The sequence below is a fragment of the Bifidobacterium sp. B4081 genome (assembly GCF_026537335.1).
GTDB lineage: Bacteria > Actinomycetota > Actinomycetes > Actinomycetales > Bifidobacteriaceae > Bombiscardovia.
The window spans coordinates 1,162,376-1,184,374 of record NZ_JAFNMM010000001.1 but is presented as its reverse complement, the minus strand read 5'-3'; the positions used below and the strand labels follow the sequence as shown (position 1 = coordinate 1,184,374).

The window sequence follows — 21,999 nt, the reverse complement described above, 5'->3', positions numbered from 1 at the left end:
CAGAGTTTTCCAGGATGATCTGAATGGGGGCTGATGCCGTGGCGATTGCGGCATCAGCCCCCATTTGCGTTGCTGGTTCATGATTCGAAGGGGAAGACCAATCCCCACTGGCGGCGCAGAGAGTCCATGAGCTCCATGATGCGCAGGGTGTCCTTGTGGGGCATCTGGGCGCACTCGGTCTTGCCATCCAGGATGGCCTGTGCCGCGCTGGACACCTCATACTCATAACCGGTCAGCTGGTCGGGGATGGGGTAGTGCTTCTTCAATTGATGATCCGCGTCGTACAGGTCGATGGACTCCACATTGTTGATGTTGGCGCACTGCAGGTAACCCTGGTCTCCCCAGATGCTGCCGGTCCGGTCACTGGTCGAGACCATGGAGCTGGTCGCCGCGCCCATGGATCCATCCTGGTAGAAAATGGTCGTGGAGTTCTGGCTGTCGACCCCCTCAGGGCTGCGGACCCAATCCGTGCAGACCCGCTCAATAGGCTTGGGTCCCATGACCATGTCAATGAAGTTGAGAGGATAGACACCTACGTCGAGCAGGGCGCCGCCGGCCAGAGCCGGGTCGGTCATTCTGGCCTTGCCTACGGTCACATATCCCAGGTTGGCGGTGACGGTCCTGACGGTGCCGATTTCCCCTGAGGAGACGATGTCGTCGATGATGGAACGTGAGGGCATGTACCTGGTCCAGATGGCTTCGGTGCAGAGCAGGCCGGTGCTCTCGGATGTATCAATGACTTGCCTGGCCTGATCGGCGTTGGCGGCGAAGGACTTCTCGACCAGTACGTTCTTTCCCGCCTTCATGCAGGCGATGGCCTGTTCGGCGTGGAGGCTGTGAGGCGTGGCGATGTAGACCAGATCCACTTGGGGATCATCCAGGAGTTCCTGGTAGGACCCATAGGAATGCTCGAATCCATATTTTTTGGCGAAGGCGGCTGCGCGATCCCCGTCCCTGGAGGCCACGGCGTAGGGGGCGATCAGATGGCTATACTGCGAGTCCTGAGCCATCATGACCACCGTCTTGGCCAGGGCATTGGCTATCCGTCCGGCGCCGAGAATGGCGAAATTTACCCGCATACCCCTCTGCTCAGCCTCTTGTCGTTTGCCGTTCAATCTACTCATCCTTGACTCCTTCGTTTGGATGGTCATCTGCTGTGATGGCCTCATACAATTTCTGCAGGGTTTCCTGGGCATGGCGGGCATCCAGCTGGCACTCCCAAACGGTGAAGACCCGCCAGCCCATGGCTTTCAGTTTTTTGCCCTGCTCCTGATCCCGCAAACGGTTCCTTGTTAGCTTTGTGGTCCAATATTCCACATTGGATTTGGGAAGCGAGAATTTGGCACAGCCCTGATGCATGTGCCAGAAACAGCCATTGACGAATACCATGGCCCGCCACTTGGGCAGTACCACATCAGGATGGCCCGGATACCTCTTGTCGTTTTTGCGAAACCGCAGACCTCGTGAGAATAGGTAGGACCGGACCTGGCGCTCTATTGATGTTTCCGTGCCCCTGATGCGGGACATGGTGTAGCTGCGTGTGCCGGGCTGGAATCTGCTGGGTGTTTTTCTTGAAACCATCCCCGGCCCGGCTCAGAGGATTTCGACGCTGTTGATGAAGACCGGCTCAAGGGGACGGTCGCCCGAGTCGGTGGCCACGGCGTCCAGCTTGTCGACCACCTTCCGGGAATCATCATCGGCCACCTGGCCGAAGATGGTGTGGTGCCCGTTCAGCCAGGGGGTTGGCACGGTGGTGATGAAGAACTGTGATCCGTTGGTGCCGTGGGTCTTCCCGGTGGCAGGATCCCGGCGCAGCCCTGCATTGGCCATGGCCAGCTTGTAGGGTTCGTCAAAGGTCAGAGAGGGGTCGATCTCGTCATCGAACTCGTAGCCGGGGCCGCCTGTGCCGGTGCCCAGCGGGCAGCCGCCCTGGATCATGAATTCCTTGATGATCCGGTGGAAGGTCAGACCGTCGTAGAAAGGATCCTGACGCTTCTGGCCCGTCTCGGGGTCGGTCCAGTCCCTGCGGCCGGCGGCCAAATCAAGGAAGTTGGTTACGGTTTCAGGGGCCTGATCGTCAAAGAGGTCCAGGCGAATATCGCCCTTTGAGGTATGCATAATGACTGTGCTCATGTCCCAATGCTTTCATAAGACGGCGACGCGCACCGAGGATCCGAAGGGCATCAGGGCCAGGCGGGCCATCTTGAAGGCCTGCAGGCCGAAGGGTATGCCCACCACGGTCAGCATGGTGACCAGCCCGGCCGCCAGATAGGCCAAAGCCAGCCACCAGCCGCCCAGGATGATCCAGAGCAGGTTGGCCAGCCAGGATCCCAGTCCGCCGCCGTAGATGACCTGTCGGCCAAAGGGGGTCAGGGTCAGTCTGGCCATCTTGAAGGCCTGGATGCCCAGGGGAATGCCCACTACGGTCAGGCAGAGCACGATGCCCACCATGGTCCAGGCCAGGGCGATGGCCAGTCCTCCCAGCACTAGCCAGCAGATGTTGCCGATCAGGCGCATGTCGGTCCTTCCGTCAGGGTGGCGGTGACGGCCTTGGCACAGGCGGTCACTTTCTCGATGATGCAAGTCAGTCGTTTCTCCCGCTGCTCGGGCGCAAGCTCCTGGTCCAGGGCATCAATCAGTCGCATGCCGGATTGAACGATCCCTCGCGTCACCTCCACGCCCATGGCCGGGTCTGTTGGGCGCAGGGCTGTCCACGCCTGGATCAGCGGCTGGTTGACCTGCCGGTGGAAGTCCAGCAGGGCTTGGATCTGCCGGTCTGTGGACCGATCGCTCTTAGGATCAGGCTCTTGGGGATTCGAGGGGCTCCCGTAGATCAGGGCCTGGCGTAACTGCTCGTCGTGCTGCTCGGCGTAGAGGTTCATCAGCCAGCCGTGTCCGTGCAGCCCGGCCTGTTCAAGATTGGTGCGGGTCCAGACCTCGACCGTCCGGCGTGGGTCGTCCGTCTGACCCAGGGCCAGGTCCAGGGCCTGGCCCCAGTCAGGCAGGTGCCGTTCCATGACCATGTCGCAGAGCTGGTCGGCATCCCTTGCGTAGCGGTAGAGGGAGTTCCGTGCCAGATTGGCACGTCGGGCCACCTCGGCCATGGTCAGTTGGCTTCGTCCGCCGGTGCGCAGGATGGCTTCGGCGGCGGCGATGATCTGGTCCAGGGTTTTGGCGCGGTGTTCCTGGAGTGTGGATTCGCGAATCCTGGGCATGGTCCTCCTCGGTCCGGCCTGCTGGGCGCAGCGATCGTGAATCGGGCTGGGCCGGTCATGGGGCATATGATATGGCCTATTTGCAGTAGAGCCAAGTTGCCAGGACCGGTTCAGCGTGCGGCTTGTCCGCGCTGAGAGAACTTGCCAGACAGGTTTTCGCGACGTATAGTCGCAAAAAATCGCAGACCAGGGTGAGGGGAGATCTGATGACCGGATCGGCCAGTATGGACTTGAAGAAGGGTAGCCAGAAGAACCGTCAGGAGTCTCAAGAGGCGGCACCGCCCTGGCGCGCCCTATGGGTGTTGGCTCTGGGTCTGGCCATGATCGTGCTGGATTCGTCCATCGTCAACGTCTCCATACCTTCCATCATCGCTGCCATCCATATCAACCTGGCTCAAGCCCAGTGGGTGACCGCCCTCTACAGCATCGTCCTGGCGGCCCTGCTCCTGCCTTCCGGTCGGCTGGGAGACATGATCGGACGCAAGCGGATCCTGCAGGTGGGCACGGTCATCTTTGTACTGGGTTCCGTCTTTGCCGCATCGGCCTCCTCCGGCACACTGCTGCTTTTGGCCAGGTTTGTTCAAGGAATCGGCGGCTCCCTGGTTATGCCTTCCACCCTCTCTACCGTGTCCGCCACCTTCCGGGGTCGGCACCGGGCCACTGCATTCGGCATCTGGGGGGCCGTCATGTCATCCGCAGCGGCGGTCGGCCCCTTCCTGGGCGGGGTCTTCACCAGCACCATCGGATGGCGGTGGATCTTCCTGGTCAATCTGCCCCTGGGACTGATCGTCTTCCTGGCCAGCGCAGTCTTTGTGCCCGAGACCAAGTCAGCACCCAGGCAGGCCGGCGACCGGTGGGGGATGCTTGCCGACTGGAAGGGTATACTCCTTTCGGCCCTGGGGTCGGCCCTGGTGGTCTTTGCGCTGATCGAGGGGCAGACCTACGGCTGGTGGCGTCCCCGCGCCGCACTTGAGCTGGGCCCACTGCACTGGTCTGCATCGGCGCCCCTGTCGCCGGTTCCAGTCAGTCTGCTCCTGGGGCTGTCCCTGCTGGCCGCCTTTGCACTGACCGAGCTGGCCAGGGCGCGCAGGGGCAAGATGGTCATCCTGGATGTATCCATGTTCGCCATCGGCACCTTCGGCTGGGGCAACCTCACGGCCGCCATCGTCAACGCCGGTCAGTTCGCGGTCATGTTCATCCTGCCCCTCTATCTGATCAACGCCAGAGGCCTGAGTCCATTGGGAGCCGGATCCATCCTGGGTGTCATGGCTCTGGGGTCGGTTGTTTCGGGCGGTCTGGCCCGGGTGGTCTCAGCCCGTCTGGGAGCCGGCGGCACGGTGCAGACGGGCCTGCTGATGGAGATCGTCGGCGTGGCCCTGTCCATTCTGCTCATGCGTGGGTCGGTACCTGTCTGGCCCATGACCCTGACCCTGATTATTTACGGTGCCGGCCTGGGCTTTGCCTCGGCACAGCTGACCAGCCTGGTGCTGTCCGGTGTTCCGGTGGCACAATCCGGCCAGGCTTCGGCCACACAGTCCACCATCCGTCAGTGGGGGACCGCCTTGGGTGCCGCAGTCTCTGGTTCCGCCCTCTCCCTGGCTCTGAGCCTGGTGCTGCCGAGGCATCTGACGGCCCTCAAGGGTATCTCGGCGCAAATGGCTGATGGTCTGGTCAGATCGGTTCAGTCTTCTGCCGGAAACGCCATTGTCGGCATGCGGGCTCAGGGTACCCGGGGCCGACTGGGAGCTTTGGGCCCCCAGGTGACCAATGCCTTGACCGAGGGATTCACCCAAGGCGCCCAGTGGGCCATGGGCTTCGCGGTCCTGCTGCTTCTTCTGGGACTGGTTGCCTCGGTGCTGGTGCGTCGTGCCGCCCGCAAGGCTGGCGCCGATAAGATCTGAGGCATTCGTGACCCCGCCTTCTTCGGGTTCGGCACCGCATGGGGTTGTCTGCCCGTCGGCCGGCCTTGGCACGGTTTAGAATCATGGATATGGGCATACAAGAGGAACAGCCGCGGCGGGATGGCGATCTGCTGGTGGCTCTGGCTCAGATCGACACCTGTGTGGGCGATCTTGACGGCAACGCTGACATTATTATGGACTACTCCCGAAAGGCGGCTGGGCAGGGGGCGACCCTGGTGGTCTTTCCCGAGATGAGCCTGACCGGTTACCCGATCGAGGACCTGGCATTCCGCGCCAGCTTCCGTCGGGCCGCCTGGTCTCGGGCCGACCGTCTGGCCAGGCAGCTGGAGGAGCAGGGTCTGGGCAATCTGTATGTGATTGTGGGGACCGTGGGCACCGATACGGATCAGGACCGGCCCCGCAACCGGCTGGTGGTCCTGCACCAGGGTCGGGTCGAGGCCGGCTACGACAAGCACTTCCTGCCCAACTACGGGGTCTTTGACGAGTACAGGATTTTCACCCCGGGGGATAGGACCGTGGTCCTGGAGGTGCAAGGGCACCGGATAGGGTTGGCCATCTGCGAGGACATCTGGCAGGAGGGCGATCCCATCAGCGACTTGGCTGGACGGGACATCGACCTCTTGGTGACCATCAATGGCTCACCCTTCGAGGAGGGCAAGGGGCATGTCCGCTACGAGCTGGCGACTCGCCGGGCCAAACAGGTCGGCGCGCCTTTGCTCTACCTGAACCAGGTAGGCGGGCAGGACGATCTGGTCTTTGACGGCGGCAGTTTCGTGGTGGATCAGGATGGCACCCTGCTGGAGCGCTCGCCCAGATTCGTTCAGGATCTGTCCATCTGGACCCTGCCTGCATCAGGGGAGCGCCCCATGCCCAGCAAGTCCTGCATGGCCGAAGAGATGCCTGGGGACGAGGAGGTCTATCGGGCCTGTGTGCTGGGTCTAAAAGATTATATGGCCAAGAATCACTTCACGGGTGTCTGCCTGGGTCTGTCGGGCGGGATCGACTCGGCCCTGGTGGCCACCATAGCCGCCGATGCCTGTGGAGGGGAGCATGTGCGCGGCATCTCCATGCCTAGCCGTTACTCCTCGGAAGGCTCTCGGGATGATGCCGCCGACCTGGCCCAGCGTCTGGGTGTGCGTTACGTGGTTCAAGCTATAGGCCCGGAATTCGATGCCTTCCAAGGGCAGTTGCACCTGGAAGGTGTTGCTGAAGAGAACCTCCAGGCCCGGATACGCGGCGTCATCGTCATGGCTTACGCCAATGCCGAGGGGCTTCTGGCCCTAGCCACGGGCAACAAATCCGAGCTGGCCTGCGGTTACTCAACTATCTATGGCGATGCAGTCGGCGGCTATGCGCCCATCAAGGATCTGCTCAAGACCCGGGTCTGGCAGCTGGCCCGCTGGCGTAACGCCCAGGCTCAGGCAAGAGGCGAACGTGAGCCCATCCCGGTCAATTCCATCGTCAAGCCGCCTTCGGCCGAGCTGCGACAAGGGCAGAAGGACTCTGATTCCCTGCCTGACTACAGCCTGCTCGATAAGGTCCTTGAGGCATACATCGAGCATGCCCACGGTCGGGCTGATCTTCTGGCCGATGGTTTCGATCCTGACACGGTCGACACGGTCATGCGGCTGGTGGATCGAGCCGAGTGGAAGCGGCGCCAGTATCCGCTGGGACCCAAGGTCACCTCCCTGGCCTTCGGTCGTGATCGTCGGCTACCCGTCACCAACGCCTTCAGGGAGTGATCGCCATGGGTTCCGAACAGGAGAGGACGGCCTGGTACTTCAACACCGTCACCGGCATACCCGAGCAGGGCAAGCTGTCTCCCCAGGACAGGCGGATGGGCCCTTACAGCAGCAGGCAGCAGGCCCTCGATGCCTGGAAGATCGCCAAGCGCCGGAACAAGGAATGGGATGAGGAGGACCGTCGTTGGCGGCAGGCCTGGGAGGGAGAACCTGAGCAGGGACAGTCATCAGCTGACAGATGAAGCTCCTGCTGGATCGGCAACCTGCTTTGGCGACCAGTTGGCTGTGCAATCTGAACGGATGGGGACTCAAGCCGTGTGCCGGGCGAGTTTGCTAGATGTGGGCGTGGCGGCCATTGCGAGTCCGCCCTCAGTGTGATATAGCTCACGTCGCGATTCGGTTTCCCGTGGTATTGCGCCCCCTATACTTGAAAGTGACAGTGGTGTGAGGAAGCGCCATTGACCATATCAACAAGGAGTTGACTATGACAGCAGTTGAGACCAACACCGTCTCTCCCGCAGAGCTGCAAGCCAAGGCTTGGAAGGGCTTCAAGGGCGAGGACTGGAAGAAAGACATCGACGTTCGCGACTTCATTCAAAAGAACTACACGCCGTACACCGGTGACGAATCCTTCCTGGCACCGGCCACGGAGAAGACCAAGTTCCTGTGGAATTACCTGGACGATAACTTCCTTGCCGTGGAGCGCAAGCAGCGCGTCTACGACGTGGACACCCACACTCCGGCGGGCATTGACGCCTTCCCGGCCGGATACATCGACGGCAAGCCTGCCGGCGAGACTCAAGACGACGTGATTGTCGGCATGCAGACCGACGTTCCCTGCAAGCGTGCGATGATGCCCTACGGCGGCTGGCGCATGGTTGAGCAGGCCCTCAAGGAGGCCGGCAAGGAGCCCGACCCCGAGGTCAAGAAGATCTTCACCCGGTATCGCAAGACCCACAACGATGGCGTCTTCGACGTCTACACCAAGAGGATCAAGCTGGCCCGCCACAACAAGATTCTGACCGGTCTGCCCGATGCTTACGGCCGCGGCCGTATCATTGGCGACTACCGTCGTGTGGCCCTCTACGGCATTGACGAGCTGATTGCCCGCAAGAAGGCCGACAAGGATTCGATTCCTTACCGCAACGACTTCACCGAGGAAGAGATCGAGCACTGGATCCGCTTCCGCGAGGAGCACGCAGAGCAGATCAAGGCTCTGAAGCAGCTGCTGACCCTGGGCAAGGAGTACGGCCTGGATCTGAGCCGTCCTGCCATGAACGCCAAGGAAGCTGTCCAGTGGACCTACATGGCCTACCTGGCCTCGGTCAAGAGCCAGGACGGCGCCGCCATGTCCATCGGCCGTCTGTCCGCCTTCTTCGACGTCTACTTTGAGCGTGATCTGGCCGCTGGTCTGATCGACGAGACCGATGCCCAGGAGATCATCGACAACATCGTGATGAAGCTGCGCATCGTGCGCTTCCTGCGGACCAAGGACTACGACAACATCTTCTCCGGCGACCCCTACTGGGCCACCTGGTCCGACGCTGGCTTCGGCGACGACGGCAGGCCCATGGTCACCAAGACCTCCTTCCGTCTGCTGGCCACCCTGACCCTGGAGCACCTTGGACCCGGCCCTGAGCCCAACATCACCATCTTCTGGGATCCGAAGCTGCCCGAGGGCTACAAGCGCTTCTGCGCCCGTATCTCCATCGACACCTCCGCCATCCAGTACGAGTCCGACAAGGACATTCGCGCCCACTGGGGCGATGACGCTGCCATCGCCTGCTGCGTGTCTCCTATGAGGGTCGGCAAGCAGATGCAGTTCTTCGGCGCCCGTGTCAACTCCGCCAAGGCTCTGCTCTATGCCATGAACGGCGGCCGTGACGAGATGACCGGCATGCAGGTCATCGACAAGGACGTAATCAAGCCTGTCACCCCCAAGGAAGACGGATCTCTGGACTTCCAGGAGGTCAAGGACAACTACGAGAAGGCCCTGGAGTGGCTGAGCGAGACCTACGTCGAGGCCCTGAACATCATCCACTACATGCACGATAAGTACGACTACGAGTCCATTGAGATGGCCCTGCACGACAAGGAGGTCTACCGCACCCTGGGTTGCGGCATGTCCGGCCTGTCCATCGCTGCTGACTCCCTGTCGGCTATCAAGTACGCCAAGGTCTACCCGATCTACAACAAGGATGCCAAGGGCACTCCTGAGTATGTCGAGGGCGCTGACGACGACCTGATCGTCAACTACAAGACTGTTGGCGAGTTCCCGATCTACGGCAACGATGATGATCGCGCCGACGACCTGGCCAAGTGGACTGTGTCCACCGTTATGGGCCAGATCAAGCGCCTGCCCGTCTACCGTGGCGCTGTGCCGACCCAGTCCATCCTGACCATCACCTCCAACGTGGAGTATGGCAAGAACACCGGGTCCTTCCCCTCCGGCCACAAGAAGGGCACCCCGTATGCTCCCGGCGCCAACCCCGAGAACGGCATGGATTCGCACGGCATGCTGCCCTCCATGTTCTCCGTTGGCAAGATCGACTACGACGACGCCCTGGACGGCATCTCGCTGACCAACACGATCACCCCTGACGGCCTGGGCCGCGACGAGGATGAGCGCATCAACAACCTGGTGGGCATCCTGGACGCCGGCAACGGCCACGGGCTCTACCACGCCAACATCAACGTCCTGCGCAAGGAGCAGCTGGAGGATGCCGTCGAGCACCCCGAGAAGTACCCGCACCTGACTGTGCGCGTCTCGGGCTATGCCGTCAACTTCGTCAAGCTGACCCGCGAGCAGCAGCTCGACGTGATCTCCCGCACCTTCCACCAGGGCGCGGTGACCGACTGATCGCACTTGTGCGATAGTCAACCGTTGATGAGACGGTGAATCATGGGGCGGGGCGCACCAAGGCCCCGCCCCCTTTTCGTCTTTTTCAGGAGGATCCGATGACGGAGACCACCACCTTCCGTACCACACAGCCGCACATGCTGAAGGAATCCAAGGTCTACCAGAGCCAGACCCTGATGGGCGGCCTTTCGGGGTTCGAATCGCCCATAGGGCTGGATCGCCACGACCGAATGAATGCCCTGCGCACGGGTGACATTGGTTTTGTTCACTCCTGGGACATCAACACCTCAGTGGACGGGCCGGGCACAAGGATGACCGTCTTCATGAGCGGATGCCCCCTGCGTTGCCAGTACTGCCAGAATCCGGACACTTGGAAGATGCGGGATGGCCAGCCCGTATACCTGCAGGCCATGATCGATAAGGTGGCCCGCTACCAGGATCTTTTCAAGAGCACGGGCGGAGGAATCACCTTCAGCGGCGGCGAATCCATGATGCAGGCCGCTTTCGTTTCAAGGGTCTTCAGAGCCGCCAAGGAAATGGGCGTCCACACCTGCCTGGACACCTCGGGCTTTCTCAACCGCAACTACACCGATGCCATGATTGACGACATCGACCTGTGCCTGCTGGATGTCAAATCCGGCGATGAGGCCACCTACAAGAAGGTGACCGGCGGCACGCTGGCCCCTACGATCGAATTCGGCAAGCGCTTGGCTGCTCGTGGCAGCAAGATCTGGGTTCGCTTCGTTTTGGTGCCGGGGCTGACCGACTCAGAGGAGAACGTCGAGAATGTTGCGCGGGTATGTGAACAGTTCAAGGATGCGATTGAGCACATTGATGTGCTTCCCTTCCATCAGCTTGGACGGCCCAAGTGGCACGAGTTGCGCATTCCCTACCCGCTCGAGGATGCCAAAGGTCCCTCTGCGGCTCTGAAGGATCGGGCCAAGAAGCAGCTGGAGGCCCACGGCTTCGTGGTCTACTGAGCCTCGGGACCCAGGAAGAACCAGAATAATTGCTTGTGACTCCCCATGGCAGATGTCGTGGGGAGTTTTGTTTGCCTGGGTGAAGGCCCGCCGGCCAATCAGCGAATGTCAGACTCACTGAATGTCCGGCACGATGAATGGCTGGCACGATGAATAGCCGGTTTGGGGAATGGCCGACCCTGTAAATCGATAAATTGTCGACCAGGTCTGCTCAGTAAATGATTATCGGTGGGTTGAGGCCATGGACTATGCTTTCAGGCGTGTGTTTTCCGGGCCGATCGGCCCGGTGGCGTGATGGAAGACAAACTACAAAAGAGGTTGAGCGCAGGTGACCACGGAACCTAAGACGCAGCTGCTTTCAGAGCCCGCCCAGGGTGTACCGTCGCTCATCGACGATATGGACGGATACCACCGGGCCTGTCGGTTGCTGTCTCAGGGGAGCGGTGCGCTGGCCGCGGATGCTGAACGGGCCTCGGGCTTCCGCTATGGCCACGACGATTACCTGGTCCAGTTCAAGCGCCAGGGGGCGGGGATATTCCTGCTGGACCCACCAGCTTTGATGCAGGCGGGCTGCGACTGGTCGGAATTCAATAAGGCTGTCGATGGGGCCCAGTGGATCATTCATGACTCCCCTCAGGATCTGCCTGGCTTCTATGCATTGTGCATGAGGCCCTCATCGCTCTTCGACACCGAGCTGGCGGCCAGGATGCTCAACCTGGGTCATTACGGCCTGTCTGCAGTGACTGCGCACTATCTGGGACTGACGCTGGCCAAGGAGCACTCTGCCGCTGACTGGTCCTACCGCCCTCTGCCCCGTGATTGGCGTAATTACGCCGCCTTGGATGTGGAGCTGCTGGATCAGGTGCGAACGCGAGAGCTGGAGGACCTGCGTCGTCACGGCAAGGACGAGTGGGCCAGGCAGGAATTCACCTGGCTGCTGGAGCAGGGCAAAATCCCCAAGCCGGAGCCTGAGCAGCCCTGGCGGCATATCTCGCATATCAACTCCCTGCACAATGACCGCCGAGGACTGGCTGTGGCCCGTTCCCTGTGGACCACCCGAGACCAGCTGGCCAGACGCAACGACATAGCACCGACACTCCTCCTGCCTGACAAGGCCATCATCGAGGCAGGCAGGCTCAAGCCACGCAACAACGCCCAGTTCCGAGCCATAAGATCCTTGAACGAGCGGGTCAGAATCCATACCGGCGGCGAGCAGGACCGCATGTTCGAGCGCTATGCACCCATCCAGCGCCGGGTCAGGCCCTCGGTCTGGAAGCAGGCCATTCTGGATGCCTTGCATCTGCCCACCGAGGAACTGCCGGTGCCTCCCAAGCCACGGGTGGAGGAGACCAACGCTCCCAAGTCCATGCAAGTCTGGCGGCACCGCCACCCGGATCGGTTTACCAGGCTGGAGGCGGCGCGCAAGGCGGTGACTGCAGTGGGACGCCAGACCAACACCCCCGACGATATTCTGATCAAACCCCGCTACCTGCGCAACCTCTGCTGGACCGATCAACCGGAGAAGCGTGATGTAGCCGACTTCCTGCGTCAGGAGGGTGCCCGTCCTTGGCAGGTTTCGCTCCTGTCAGAGTCCCTGACTCGCGCTATTATGTAACGGTTGCCTTACTGGCAGATCAAACGGTTTGGATGAATTGGAGCGCAGCGTGAAAATCAGCGTCAGAAACCTCGAGCCCACCAAGGTCAGGCTCACCATCACCGTCGATCCCGATGAGCTGAACCCCTACCTGGATCAGGCCCGTAAGGAGATCGGCAAGCAGGTGACCATCCCAGGCTTCCGCAAGGGGCATGTACCCGGACCCATCATCGATCAGCGCGTGGGCTTTGCCAGCGTGGCGGGCGAGGCCGTCAACGCCGGCGTGCCCGAGCTCTACTCCAATGCCCTGGAGGAGAAGCAGCTGCACGCCATGGCGCAGCCGCAGATCGACGTCAAGGACATCCCCTCCTCCGCCAAAGACGACACCAAGCTCAAGTTCACCGCCGAGGTGGAGATTCGTCCCAAGTTCGAGCTGCCCGACATCGAGGGCATGGAGATTGAGGTTCCCAAGCCCGCCGTCACCGACGAGGACGTGGACAAGCGCCTGGACAATCTGCGTCAGCGTTTCGGCACCCTGGTCAGTGTGGATCGTCCCGCTTCCAAGGGCGATTACGCCAACATCGACCTGGATGCCGTCATCGACGGCGAGTCCGTGGACTCCCAGCAGGGGGTCAGCTACGAGTTGGGCTCCAACACCATGCTGGATGGCCTAGATGAGGCCCTGGACGGGCTGTCCGCCGGGGAAGAGACCACCTTCGAGGGCACTCTGGAGGCCGGTGAGCACCAAGGCGAGAAGGCCCAGATCAAGGTCAAGGTCAACTCGGTCAAGGCTGAGGAGCTGCCCGACCTGGACGACGAGTTCGCCAAGGAGGCCTCGGAGTTCGAGACCCTGAAGGAGCTGCGCGAGGACGTGCGCAAGCAGTGCCAGGTGGATGCCGAGGGTCGGCAGGCCACTGACGCCCGCGACGCTTTCATTGCCAAGCTCCAGGACGGCCTGGACATCCCGGTGCCCAAGGGCATCAAGCAGTCCATGGTAACTGATCAGCTCAAGAACACCGGTAAGGATCCCGACAAGGCCAGCAAGGACGAGAAGGCCGAGGCCGAGAAGAGTGTGGAGAAGGAGTTGCGCGACCAGATGACCCTGGACGCTCTGGCTGAGAAGCTGGGTATCACGGTCAGCCAGGCCGACGTGACCAACTTCCTGGCCTCCATAGCCCAGCAGTATGGTATGGATCCCAGCGCCTTCATCAACGGCATCGTCCGCAACGGACAGCTGGGTTCTGCTGTGCAGGAGGTCGGCCGCTCCAAGGGCATGCTGGCCGGCATGCGGGCCGTCACCTTCAAGGATCCCGATGGCCAAGAGGTGGACCTGAGCCGCTTCCTGGGCGAGGATGAGCCCGAGGCCCAGGAGGAGCAGGACGAGAGCGTCCAGGCTGCCTCCGCCGCGGCTGAAGTGGCTGACCAGCTCTCCCAGGATCAGGAGTAGCTTACAAAGTAGCGAACAGGGCCGTACCCAGTGGCGAAACAGCCTGGGTGCGGCCCTGTCGTAGCGGTTGCGCAAAGAGCGGAAAGGCTGTGGCTGCGTCGATTGCGGGGGCTACTCTCAATACAGATACGTTTATCGAAGGAGACAGGGTGAACAACTCATTGGCAACCAGTCCCGTGATGGAGGAGGGGGAGGCCCCTGCGCCGACCGATCCCATCTTCAACCGACTGCTCAAGGACAGGATCATCTGGCTGGGGGACGAGGTCAAGGACGCCAACGCCAACGTCATCTGCGCACAGATGCTGATGCTGGCGGCCGAGGATCCAAAGAAGGATATCTGGCTCTATATCAACTCGCCTGGCGGCTCCATTACGGCCGGCATGGCCATCTACGACACCATGCAGCTGATCGAGCCTGACGTGGCCACGGTTGCGGTTGGCATGGCGGCCTCCATGGGCCAGTTCCTGCTTTCCAGCGGGGCCAAGGGCAAGCGCTTCGTCACCTCTCATGCGCGGGTGCTTATGCATCAGCCCTCGGGCGGCGTCGGAGGCACGGCCACTGATGTCAGGATCAACGCCGAGCTGATCATGGACATGAAGCGCACGCTCTCCCAGCTGACGGCCGAGCAGACCGGCCACACCCTGGAAGAGATCTACCGGGACAACGAATACGATCACTGGTTCACGGCCCAGCAGGCCCTGGAGTACGGCTTCGTCGACCGGATCGTGACCACCCACGGCACTATGACCGCGGATCAAGGGAAGTGAGCACTCCACATGGCATCTGAAGAAGCGCAATTCGTAGCACGGGCCCGTCGACTGGCCGGCCCTCGTGGCCTGGCCGCCATGCCCACCGACCGCTATGTGCTGCCGCAGTTCGAGGAGCGCACCCCATACGGCTACAAGCGTCAGGACCCCTACACCAGGCTCTTCGACGACAGGATCATCTTCATGGGCGTCCAGGTGGATGACACCTCCTCGGACGACATCATGGCCCAGCTCCTGGTTCTGGAGAGCCAGGATCCCAACCGCGACGTGATCATCTACATCAACTCGCCAGGGGGATCCATGACGGCCATGACCGCCATCTATGACACCATGCAGTACATCAAGCCCGATGTGCAGACCGTCTGCCTGGGCCAGGCCGCCTCGGCTGCTGCCGTTCTTCTGGCCGCCGGGACCAAGGGCAAGCGTCTGATCCTGCCCAACGCCCGTGTGCTGATTCACCAGCCGGCCATGGAGCAGGACTTCGGCAAGGCCACCGAGATCGAGATCCAGGCCAAGGAGATGCTTCGCATGCGCACCTGGCTGGAGGAGACCCTGGCCAAGCACACCGGCCAGGATGTGGAGAAGATCCGCAAGGACATCGAGGTGGACACCATTCTGACCGCCCAGCAGGCCAAGGAATACGGGATGGTGGACGAGGTCCTGGAGCACCGCAATTAGCTCTGGTGACTGCACGCATGATTGATCGTCCGGATGGCGGCGGGCCCCTGGGACCCACGGCCTCCGGACGTTTTTGGCATCATGGACGATGCCGGTCATATATGATTTCGCCGATCCTTGCGGATGCTCCGGGAAGGGAGAGCCATGGGCCGTGTGGTCAGCTACAATGACGGACTGAATCGCTGCGAGTTCTGCGGCAAGGACGAGCATCAGGTGCGCCGCCTGGTCAAGGGGCCTTCCTGCGCCATCTGCGACGAATGCATACGTCTCTGCGCCCAGATCATCCAGGAGGATATGGCCAAGGATGCTGCCGACCAGCGGGTGACCCTGCCTGCACCCTCGAAGATATTCGCCTATCTGAACAGGTATGTCATAGGCCAGGAGGCCGCCAAGCGCACCCTGTCGGTGGCGGTCTATAACCACTACAAGCGCGTCAATATGGACCTGGGCGACCGTGGCCGTGCTGCTGACATCGCATTGGAAGGCAAGGATGCGGTCCCACGCGTCCAGGTGGACAAGTCCAACATCCTGCTCATGGGGCCCACCGGCGTGGGCAAGACCTACCTGGCGAGAACCCTGTCCACCATCATGAACGTCCCCTTCGTCATTATGGATGCCACCAGCCTGACCGAGGCGGGGTATGTGGGCGAGGATGTGGAGTCCGTCCTGCAGGGGCTGCTCCAGGCTGCCGACGGCAACATGGACCTGGCCCAGCGGGGGATCATCTACATCGACGAGATCGATAAGATCGCCAGGAAGTCTGGCGAGAACACCTCCATTACCCGGGACGTGTCCGGCGAGGGGGTCCAGCAGGCTCTGCTCAAGATCATCGAGGGCACCCAGGCCCGAGTGCCGGTCCAGGGTTCCCGGCGGCATGGGGATGTCCGCACGGTCGTCATGGACACAGCCAACATCCTCTTCATCTGCGGTGGCGCCTTTGTCGGTCTTGAGGAAATCGTCCGTCGGCGGCTGGGCCTGCGGGAGAGCGGATTCTCGGCTACTCAAGGGAATGACAAAGTGCCCGACGACCGGGTCATGAGCCAGGTCAGGGCCGAGGATCTGGAACAGTTTGGCCTGCTTCCTGAGTTCGTGGGGCGTCTGCCGGTCATATCCACTCTGGAGCCGCTGGGTGCCGATGAGCTGCGGCGGGTGCTGACCGAACCGGACAATGCCCTGGTTAACCAGTACCGGCGCATGTTCCTGGATGACGGGGCCGATCTGGTCTTCACTGATGCCGCTCTGGACCGTGTTGCTGCCATCGCCCTGGAGCGTAAGGTGGGCGCCCGCGGGCTGCGCGGAATCATCGAGCACACCCTTGAGGCGACCATGTTTGAGCTGCCCGACAGGACGGATGTCTCCCGTGTCGTGGTGGATGCCGACGCCGTGGACGGAACGGGATCGCCCCGGTATGAGACCGGGCAGGGGATGGCCGCAGCCGCTGGTCGCCGTTTGGCCTGACCCCGCCACGATGAGCGCCGCTGTTGGCCGCGCCCGATAGGATGATCATTGATGCCGGAAGGAGGGCCCATGGGTGCTCGTAGCGCTGTCGTGGTCACGCACAGCCGGGTCCGGGCAAGCGGCCACCTGGTGGATGAGGTCGAGGAGCAGCTGCGCCGGGACGGATTCCGTGTCTCGATTGTCGACAACATCGCCGCCCCGGAATTTGGCAGTCCCAGCCAGCAGGTGGCTGACGACACCGAGATCGTCATCGTCCTAGGCGGCGATGGAACCATTCTGCGGGCTGCAGAGTTGGTCAAGGGCACCGAGGTCCCCATCCTGGGGGTCAATCTGGGTCATGTGGGGTTCCTGGCGGAGTTCGAGAGCTTCCAGATAGGGGAGGCCATTCGCCGGGTGGCTGATCATGACTACTCCATCGACGAGCGCATGGTGGCCCATGTGGACTTGTGGATACCCGGGGCCGATCGACCACTGAGCGACTGGGCCCTCAACGACATGACCCTGGAACGATATGATCGGGGCAAGATGATCGAGGTATCGGTCCGAGTGGACGATGTGGAGATGAGCTCCTTCGGCTGCGACGGCATGATTGTGGCCACCCCGACCGGATCGACGGCCTATGCCTTTTCGGTGGGCGGGCCCATCGTCTGGCCGGATGCGCAGTCGCTGCAGATGGTGCCCATAGCTGCCCATGCCCTCTTCGCCCGATCTCTGATCATCGGTCCAAAGTCGCAGTTCACCCTGGATATTCTGGGTGATTCCCAGTCGGCCGGCTGGATCTGCAATGACGGGCGCCGTCAGCGGCCAGTGCCCAAGCGGTCCCGCATCGTGGTGCGGCAGTCCCACGATATTCTGCGGCTGGCCAGGCTGTCCGGGGTGCCCTTCACCAGACGGCTGGTTTCCAAGTTCGATCTGCCGGTGGTCGGCTGGAGGGAGCAGCATCGCCCCTCGGCAGCTGCGAATGGACAGGGCCAGGGGGAGTCGCAGGAGTCGAACAAGGAGCACTGATGCTGGAAGAGCTGGAAGTACGAGACTTGGGTCCCATCCATCATGCCCTGCTGCGGCCTGCTGTTGGCATGACGGCCATCACGGGGGAGACCGGGGCTGGCAAGTCCATGCTGCTCAACGCCATCAGGCTGATCTCGGGGTCCACTGCCCGCCTCCAACTGGTGTCACCTGGAGCCCGTGAGTCCTGGGTGCAGGGGATTTTTGATGCCGGAACAGCGGGAGCTGAGAATCCAGTGACCGCTGCCATCACCGAGGCTGGTCTGCCCTTGGAGGATGAGGGGCAGATCTTTCTGGCGAGGACCATGCCTGTCAAGGGGCGTTCCCGTGCCGCCCTGAACGGCAGGACGGCACCTCGTGGTCTGCTGGAGGAGGTGGCTGGCATGCTGGTCACCGTCCATGGCCAGGCGGATCAGATGCGTATGGCCAGTCCGGCCCGGCAGCGCGAATTTTTGGATGCCTATGCCGGTGACGGCCCGCAGCTGGAGGCCTTTTCCAAGGCCTTCCGGCAGTACCGACAGGCCCAGGACCATCTGGAGGAGCTGCGCAATCAGCAGTCCGGTGCTATGGCTCAGGCTGATTATCTTCGCGAATCCATCGCCCGGATCGACCGGGTCGACCCCCATTCCGGCGAGGATCGTGAACTCAAGGCTCAGCGGGACAGGATCGAGCACGCTGCCCAGATCAGTCAGGGCGTCATGGCTGCACTGTCTGCCCTGGACTCCGGCCAGATCGACCCTGACGCCGACGCGCCATCGGCCACGGCTCTGGTTGAGCGGGCCATTGCTGCCCTGGAGGGCATCGGTGTGGAGGGGGTCTTTCAGGAGTCGGCCCAGCGGCTGCGCGCGCTCAATGCAGACCTGTCTGACCTGGTCTTCACCCTGAGCAGCCAGCTGGACGACGAAGGCCAGGAGAGCGATCTGGACAAGATCAATGCTCGCATTCACGATCTGGATGAGCTGACCCGACGCTGGGGACCGGACATCGACGATGTTCTGGCCTGGCGCAAGAAGGCTGCATTTGAGCTTGAGGACATGGATGCCTCACCCGAGAAGCTGGATGAGCTCCAAGGTCAGGTTGAGCAGCTTCGCGGAACCGCCTTGAAGGCTGCCCGGGCTCTGTCTGCGTCACGGGCCAAGGCTGCACGAAGGCTGAGCGATCTTGTCGACGGCGAATTGCGCTCCCTGGCCATGGCGGGCGCTGGGCTGGAGATCCGTGTCAGACCACGCCAGGACCAGGCTATGGACGCGCATGGTCTGGATCAGATCGACTTTCTCTTCAGACCATATCCGGGTTCGGACCTTCTGCCCATGGGCAAGAGCGCCTCGGGCGGCGAACTCAGCCGACTCATGCTGGCCCTGGAGCTGGTGGCCGCTGAAAGTCGGACATCACCGGGACCTGACAGACCTGGCGATGGGCGTACTGGCCTTGGTGCCCAGGTCGTCGAGCCGGCGATGACCTTCATCTTCGACGAGGTAGACGCCGGAGTCGGTGGTCGGGCTGCCGTCGAGCTGGGTCGCCGTCTGTCCCGGTTGGCGGTCACTGCCCAGGTGATCGTGGTCACCCACCTGCCGCAGGTGGCTTCCTGGGCCGATCGCCAGTTCGTCGTAGCCAAGGGCCGGGAGGGTGGCGATGCCGTAGAGACCCTGGTCCACCAGGTAGAAGGCAAAGACCGAGAGCGGGAGATCGCCCGGATGCTGGCCGGCAGCGAGTCCGCAACCTCCTTAAAGCACGCCCGAGAGCTTCTGTCCTCCAGCAGACTCCAGCACCGATAAGTCTGGTTGCCACCTGCACTTTGTCGTGCCAAAGTCCGTCGATTTGACGGCTGTGACAAGTTTCAGCGACTTTGTTGTCTGTTGCAACCGTTCTGCTGTGTGCTCCATATCCATCATTCCTTTGCTTTTCATCCTGATGCCATAGCTGTAGGCAATCGGCAGCTGATGGCCGTGCGGCAACGATTATGCTGGATTTTCGTTGATGACACCGTAATCCGCCCTCGGTATGAGCAATACGGCGTTGACCTGTTCCAAATGGATTTTGTTCGAAGTTGTGGTCGGCCGGGATTTCTGTACCACAGCGCTGTTCCACCGAATCTGTGAATCATGACCTCAGCAGATCATTGGAGCGTTTGTCTTCATGGCTAAACTGTTATAGTGTATATATGAACACCGGCACAGCTCAGCCAGGGTCGTGCTGACAATCAATGAAAGGGGCTTGGATGAAGCTGATCATCTCATCCCTGTCCGGACAGCCGATTTATCGGCAGATCGAGGACCAGATACGTTCGGCCATTCTGACCGGAGACCTGAAAGCGGGGGAGGGACTGCCTTCTCTGCGACATCTCTCGCAGGAGCTCAGGGTGTCCGTGCTGACCGTGACCCGCGCCTATACCGAACTCGCCCAAGAGGGCTTGGTGGAGAACATCCAAGGCAAGGGGACCTTCGTGGCCGACAGCGGCGACAAGGTCATGCGGCAGCATCTGGAGAACCGAGTGCAGTCCCTGCTGGGGGAGGCAGTCGATACGGCTCGTCGGGCCGGCATGGAGCCGGACCGGATTCGCGGCCTGCTCGACGGCCTACTCGGCAACAGGGGTTCTGCACCCGCGTCCGAAGAAGGAAAGGAATAGGAGTATGCGTGCATCACCGCCGATGACAACTTCCGGTGAAGAGGTCGACTATGCCCTGCGCGTCAGTGACCTAGGGAAAAGCTACGTCAAGGCTGACGGCACGGGATTCCGCCTGCAGCAGGTCACCATGGACCTGCCCATGGGCTACATCATGGGATTGATAGGCCCCAATGGTGCAGGCAAATCCACCCTGATCCGGCTCTTGCTGAACATGACCCGTCGAGACAGCGGAGCAATCAGCATTCTGGGCCGCGATCCCTCGAGTCAGGAGGAGGAGGTCAAAGCGGATCTGGGCGTGGTCTTCGATTCCATCTATTTCCTTGAGGCGTGGAAGGTCAAGGCCGTCGAGCCAGTGATGGCACCCATGTATCCCTCTTGGAACAGTGATCGCTATCAGGACTATCTGCGTCGGTTCGGTCTGCAAGAAAACCGCAAAATCGGCAAGCTCTCCCGCGGCATGCAGATGAAACTGATGCTGGCTGTCGCCCTCAGCCACGACGCAAGGCTCTTGATTCTGGATGAGCCCACCAGTGGTCTGGATGTCCTGGCCAGGGACGAGCTCATGGATATTCTGCTGGACTACATCGGTGACGGTCGTCATTCCGTGCTGTTCTCCACGCACATCACTGCGGATCTTGAACGGGTGGCTGATTTCGTTACCTACATCAATCGAGGGTCTGTCTTCTACACCGGCCCCAAGGATGAGTTGATGGAGGCTTTCCAGATAGTGAGAGGAGGGCCGGACGATTTGGCTAGAGCACAAATGCCGCATCTGATGGGCTTGCAGCGTTCCGCCACGGGTTTCGAGGCTTTGGTTCCTACTGAACGCTTGAAGGATTTTCTGGCATTGGCTTCTCCTGCCGCCGTGGAGCCTTCGGATGGCCGCTACCTGGTAGAGCGGGCCGACTTCGACAACATCATCAGACTGACCGCGGGCTCACCTTCCGCGACCGACAGGAATAAGGAGATGGAGTCATGAAGGCGATAGCCAAGCAGATCAGGTTGGACATGCAACGTTTCTCAGGAACAGGGAGACCTTGGGTTGGTGTGCTGATTTACATGTCCGTGCCCTGCATCGGAATCCTGCTGAACCTAGTCATGGCCCTGACAGGCAATGATGGGGAAGATGCAAGGACCGCCTTGACGGGAGCAGTGGCCGGCATGGGAATCGGACTGATTGTGGGCCAAGTATTCGGCTTGTTCGCCGATTTCAGCAATATGGCAATTCGGTTGAACGGTCTGCTGCCCATAACACGTGATCACCAGGTATTCGGACGCTATGCCGCTGTAATTCTGCTGGTTCTGGTTCAGTCTTGCGGCTATGCAGTATTCTTCTTCTACACTACTGATTCATTTTTGCATGGTCGGGACCATTGGCACGATACTGTCTTGTTTGCTCTGGGGTTGTTCCTGTTGGAATCTTTGCTCTTTGCAGTAGCTACGCCCTTGTTTTATTGGCTGGAACCAGTTAAGGCAATGATAGTCTTCCTGGCGCTTCTTGGTTTGGTACCCATCATGGTCCTTATCGGCAGTTTGCTGCCCGTGGACTGGGGGACCTTCTGGAATTCAATCATGCATTTTTTGACATCCGACCTGTGGCGGCCAGTGCTCCTCGGGCTGGCCTTGATTCTGGCGGTTGAAATGGTTTCGATAGTCTTATCTCGCAAGGTCTATGTCAGGAAGGAGATCTGAGCCGATTCGCTCA

20 protein-coding genes are annotated in these 21,999 nt (G+C 61.2%); 15 read left to right on the top strand and 5 right to left on the bottom strand.

Features of this window, described 5'->3' with window-relative positions; genetic code table 11:
* Positions 1–77: 77 nt before the first annotated feature.
* Genes J3T92_RS05270 through J3T92_RS05250 form a run of 5 tightly spaced genes read right to left on the bottom strand, consistent with a single transcriptional unit; the run spans position 78 to position 3,215 of the window.
* Complete coding sequence (locus J3T92_RS05270; protein WP_267400101.1) at positions 78–1,124, bottom strand: Gfo/Idh/MocA family protein; 1,047 nt, start codon at positions 1,122–1,124, stop codon at positions 78–80.
* Positions 1,117–1,581 (bottom strand): very short patch repair endonuclease, encoded by a 465-nt coding sequence (locus J3T92_RS05265; protein WP_254477091.1) that lies wholly within the window; start codon positions 1,579–1,581, stop codon positions 1,117–1,119. Before J3T92_RS05265 ends, J3T92_RS05270 begins: the two co-directional genes overlap by 8 nt.
* 12 nt (positions 1,582–1,593) lie before the next feature.
* Entirely contained in the window at positions 1,594–2,133 is a 540-nt protein-coding gene (locus J3T92_RS05260) for a peptidylprolyl isomerase (protein WP_267400099.1), read from the bottom strand.
* Between the two features lie 12 nt (positions 2,134–2,145).
* Positions 2,146–2,517 carry a YccF domain-containing protein gene (locus J3T92_RS05255; protein ID WP_254477093.1) on the bottom strand — a complete coding sequence of 124 codons (372 nt, stop codon included), beginning with the start codon at positions 2,515–2,517 and terminating at the stop codon, positions 2,146–2,148.
* Positions 2,508–3,215 (bottom strand): TetR/AcrR family transcriptional regulator, encoded by a 708-nt coding sequence (locus J3T92_RS05250; protein WP_254477094.1) that lies wholly within the window; start codon positions 3,213–3,215, stop codon positions 2,508–2,510. Before J3T92_RS05250 ends, J3T92_RS05255 begins: the two co-directional genes overlap by 10 nt.
* 206 nt (positions 3,216–3,421) lie before the next feature.
* Between J3T92_RS05250 and J3T92_RS05245 the strand changes: the two genes are divergently transcribed.
* From J3T92_RS05245 to J3T92_RS05175, 15 genes are all read left to right on the top strand, one after another.
* Complete coding sequence (locus tag J3T92_RS05245) at positions 3,422–5,116, top strand: MFS transporter (protein WP_267400097.1); 1,695 nt, start codon at positions 3,422–3,424, stop codon at positions 5,114–5,116.
* A gap of 83 nt (positions 5,117–5,199) precedes the next feature.
* Positions 5,200–6,879, top strand: coding sequence for an NAD+ synthase (locus J3T92_RS05240; protein ID WP_416378901.1), 1,680 nt, complete (start codon positions 5,200–5,202; stop codon positions 6,877–6,879).
* 5 nt (positions 6,880–6,884) lie between these two features.
* On the top strand, positions 6,885–7,121 hold the full coding sequence (locus J3T92_RS05235; protein WP_267400095.1) for a hypothetical protein: 237 nt from the start codon (positions 6,885–6,887) through the stop codon (positions 7,119–7,121).
* Between the two features lie 242 nt (positions 7,122–7,363).
* Positions 7,364–9,739, top strand: a complete 2,376-nt coding sequence (gene pflB / locus J3T92_RS05230) for a formate C-acetyltransferase (RefSeq protein ID WP_024627933.1) — start codon at positions 7,364–7,366, stop codon at positions 9,737–9,739.
* A 98-nt stretch (positions 9,740–9,837) separates the two neighbouring features.
* Positions 9,838–10,719, top strand: a complete 882-nt coding sequence (gene pflA, locus J3T92_RS05225) for a pyruvate formate-lyase-activating protein (protein ID WP_121914576.1) — start codon at positions 9,838–9,840, stop codon at positions 10,717–10,719.
* A gap of 328 nt (positions 10,720–11,047) precedes the next feature.
* Entirely contained in the window at positions 11,048–12,334 is a 1,287-nt protein-coding gene (locus tag J3T92_RS05220) for an HRDC domain-containing protein (protein ID WP_267400093.1), read from the top strand.
* Between the two features lie 49 nt (positions 12,335–12,383).
* Positions 12,384–13,760 (top strand): trigger factor, encoded by a 1,377-nt coding sequence (gene tig / locus J3T92_RS05215; RefSeq protein WP_267400091.1) that lies wholly within the window; start codon positions 12,384–12,386, stop codon positions 13,758–13,760.
* 179 nt (positions 13,761–13,939) lie between these two features.
* A complete protein-coding gene (locus tag J3T92_RS05210) occupies positions 13,940–14,527 on the top strand; it encodes an ATP-dependent Clp protease proteolytic subunit (RefSeq protein ID WP_029676324.1) in 588 nt (195 codons plus the stop codon).
* Between the two features lie 9 nt (positions 14,528–14,536).
* Entirely contained in the window at positions 14,537–15,205 is a 669-nt protein-coding gene (locus J3T92_RS05205; protein ID WP_121914578.1) for an ATP-dependent Clp protease proteolytic subunit, read from the top strand.
* 144 nt (positions 15,206–15,349) lie between these two features.
* The gene (gene clpX / locus J3T92_RS05200; protein ID WP_267400090.1) at positions 15,350–16,663 is read left to right on the top strand and encodes an ATP-dependent Clp protease ATP-binding subunit ClpX; all 1,314 of its coding nucleotides are present in this window, start codon (positions 15,350–15,352) and stop codon (positions 16,661–16,663) included.
* 69 nt (positions 16,664–16,732) lie between these two features.
* Complete coding sequence (locus J3T92_RS05195; RefSeq protein ID WP_254477102.1) at positions 16,733–17,671, top strand: NAD kinase; 939 nt, start codon at positions 16,733–16,735, stop codon at positions 17,669–17,671.
* A complete protein-coding gene (locus J3T92_RS05190; RefSeq protein ID WP_267400087.1) occupies positions 17,671–19,443 on the top strand; it encodes a DNA repair protein RecN in 1,773 nt (590 codons plus the stop codon). Before J3T92_RS05195 ends, J3T92_RS05190 begins: the two co-directional genes overlap by 1 nt.
* Before the next feature lie 443 nt (positions 19,444–19,886).
* Positions 19,887–20,294 (top strand): GntR family transcriptional regulator, encoded by a 408-nt coding sequence (locus tag J3T92_RS05185; RefSeq protein ID WP_267400086.1) that lies wholly within the window; start codon positions 19,887–19,889, stop codon positions 20,292–20,294.
* 22 nt (positions 20,295–20,316) lie between these two features.
* Entirely contained in the window at positions 20,317–21,273 is a 957-nt protein-coding gene (locus tag J3T92_RS05180) for an ABC transporter ATP-binding protein (protein WP_416378904.1), read from the top strand.
* Entirely contained in the window at positions 21,270–21,986 is a 717-nt protein-coding gene (locus tag J3T92_RS05175; protein ID WP_267400084.1) for an ABC-2 transporter permease, read from the top strand. The genes J3T92_RS05180 and J3T92_RS05175 overlap by 4 nt, the downstream gene beginning before the upstream one ends.
* The last annotated feature ends 13 nt before the right edge of the window (positions 21,987–21,999 follow it).

Bases quoted from the DNA above. Each gene is read 5' to 3' on its own strand.
- J3T92_RS05255 (WP_254477093.1), bottom strand. From the start codon at position 2,517: ATGCGCCTGATCGGCAACATCTGCTGGCTAGTGCTGGGAGGACTGGCC.
- J3T92_RS05240 (WP_416378901.1), top strand. From the start codon at position 5,200: ATGGATATGGGCATACAAGAGGAACAGCCGCGGCGGGATGGCGATCTG.
- J3T92_RS05175 (WP_267400084.1), top strand. From the start codon at position 21,270: ATGAAGGCGATAGCCAAGCAGATCAGGTTGGACATGCAACGTTTCTCA.
- J3T92_RS05205 (WP_121914578.1), top strand. From the start codon at position 14,537: ATGGCATCTGAAGAAGCGCAATTCGTAGCACGGGCCCGTCGACTGGCC.
- J3T92_RS05250 (WP_254477094.1), bottom strand. From the start codon at position 3,215: ATGCCCAGGATTCGCGAATCCACACTCCAGGAACACCGCGCCAAAACC.
- pflB (WP_024627933.1), top strand. From the start codon at position 7,364: ATGACAGCAGTTGAGACCAACACCGTCTCTCCCGCAGAGCTGCAAGCC.
- J3T92_RS05185 (WP_267400086.1), top strand. From the start codon at position 19,887: ATGAAGCTGATCATCTCATCCCTGTCCGGACAGCCGATTTATCGGCAG.
- pflA (WP_121914576.1), top strand. From the start codon at position 9,838: ATGACGGAGACCACCACCTTCCGTACCACACAGCCGCACATGCTGAAG.
- J3T92_RS05265 (WP_254477091.1), bottom strand. From the start codon at position 1,581: ATGGTTTCAAGAAAAACACCCAGCAGATTCCAGCCCGGCACACGCAGC.
- J3T92_RS05180 (WP_416378904.1), top strand. From the start codon at position 20,317: ATGACAACTTCCGGTGAAGAGGTCGACTATGCCCTGCGCGTCAGTGAC.
- J3T92_RS05245 (WP_267400097.1), top strand. From the start codon at position 3,422: ATGACCGGATCGGCCAGTATGGACTTGAAGAAGGGTAGCCAGAAGAAC.
- J3T92_RS05190 (WP_267400087.1), top strand. From the start codon at position 17,671: ATGCTGGAAGAGCTGGAAGTACGAGACTTGGGTCCCATCCATCATGCC.
- J3T92_RS05195 (WP_254477102.1), top strand. From the start codon at position 16,733: ATGGGTGCTCGTAGCGCTGTCGTGGTCACGCACAGCCGGGTCCGGGCA.
- clpX (WP_267400090.1), top strand. From the start codon at position 15,350: ATGGGCCGTGTGGTCAGCTACAATGACGGACTGAATCGCTGCGAGTTC.
- J3T92_RS05260 (WP_267400099.1), bottom strand. From the start codon at position 2,133: ATGAGCACAGTCATTATGCATACCTCAAAGGGCGATATTCGCCTGGAC.
- J3T92_RS05235 (WP_267400095.1), top strand. From the start codon at position 6,885: ATGGGTTCCGAACAGGAGAGGACGGCCTGGTACTTCAACACCGTCACC.
- J3T92_RS05270 (WP_267400101.1), bottom strand. From the start codon at position 1,124: ATGAGTAGATTGAACGGCAAACGACAAGAGGCTGAGCAGAGGGGTATG.
- J3T92_RS05210 (WP_029676324.1), top strand. From the start codon at position 13,940: ATGGAGGAGGGGGAGGCCCCTGCGCCGACCGATCCCATCTTCAACCGA.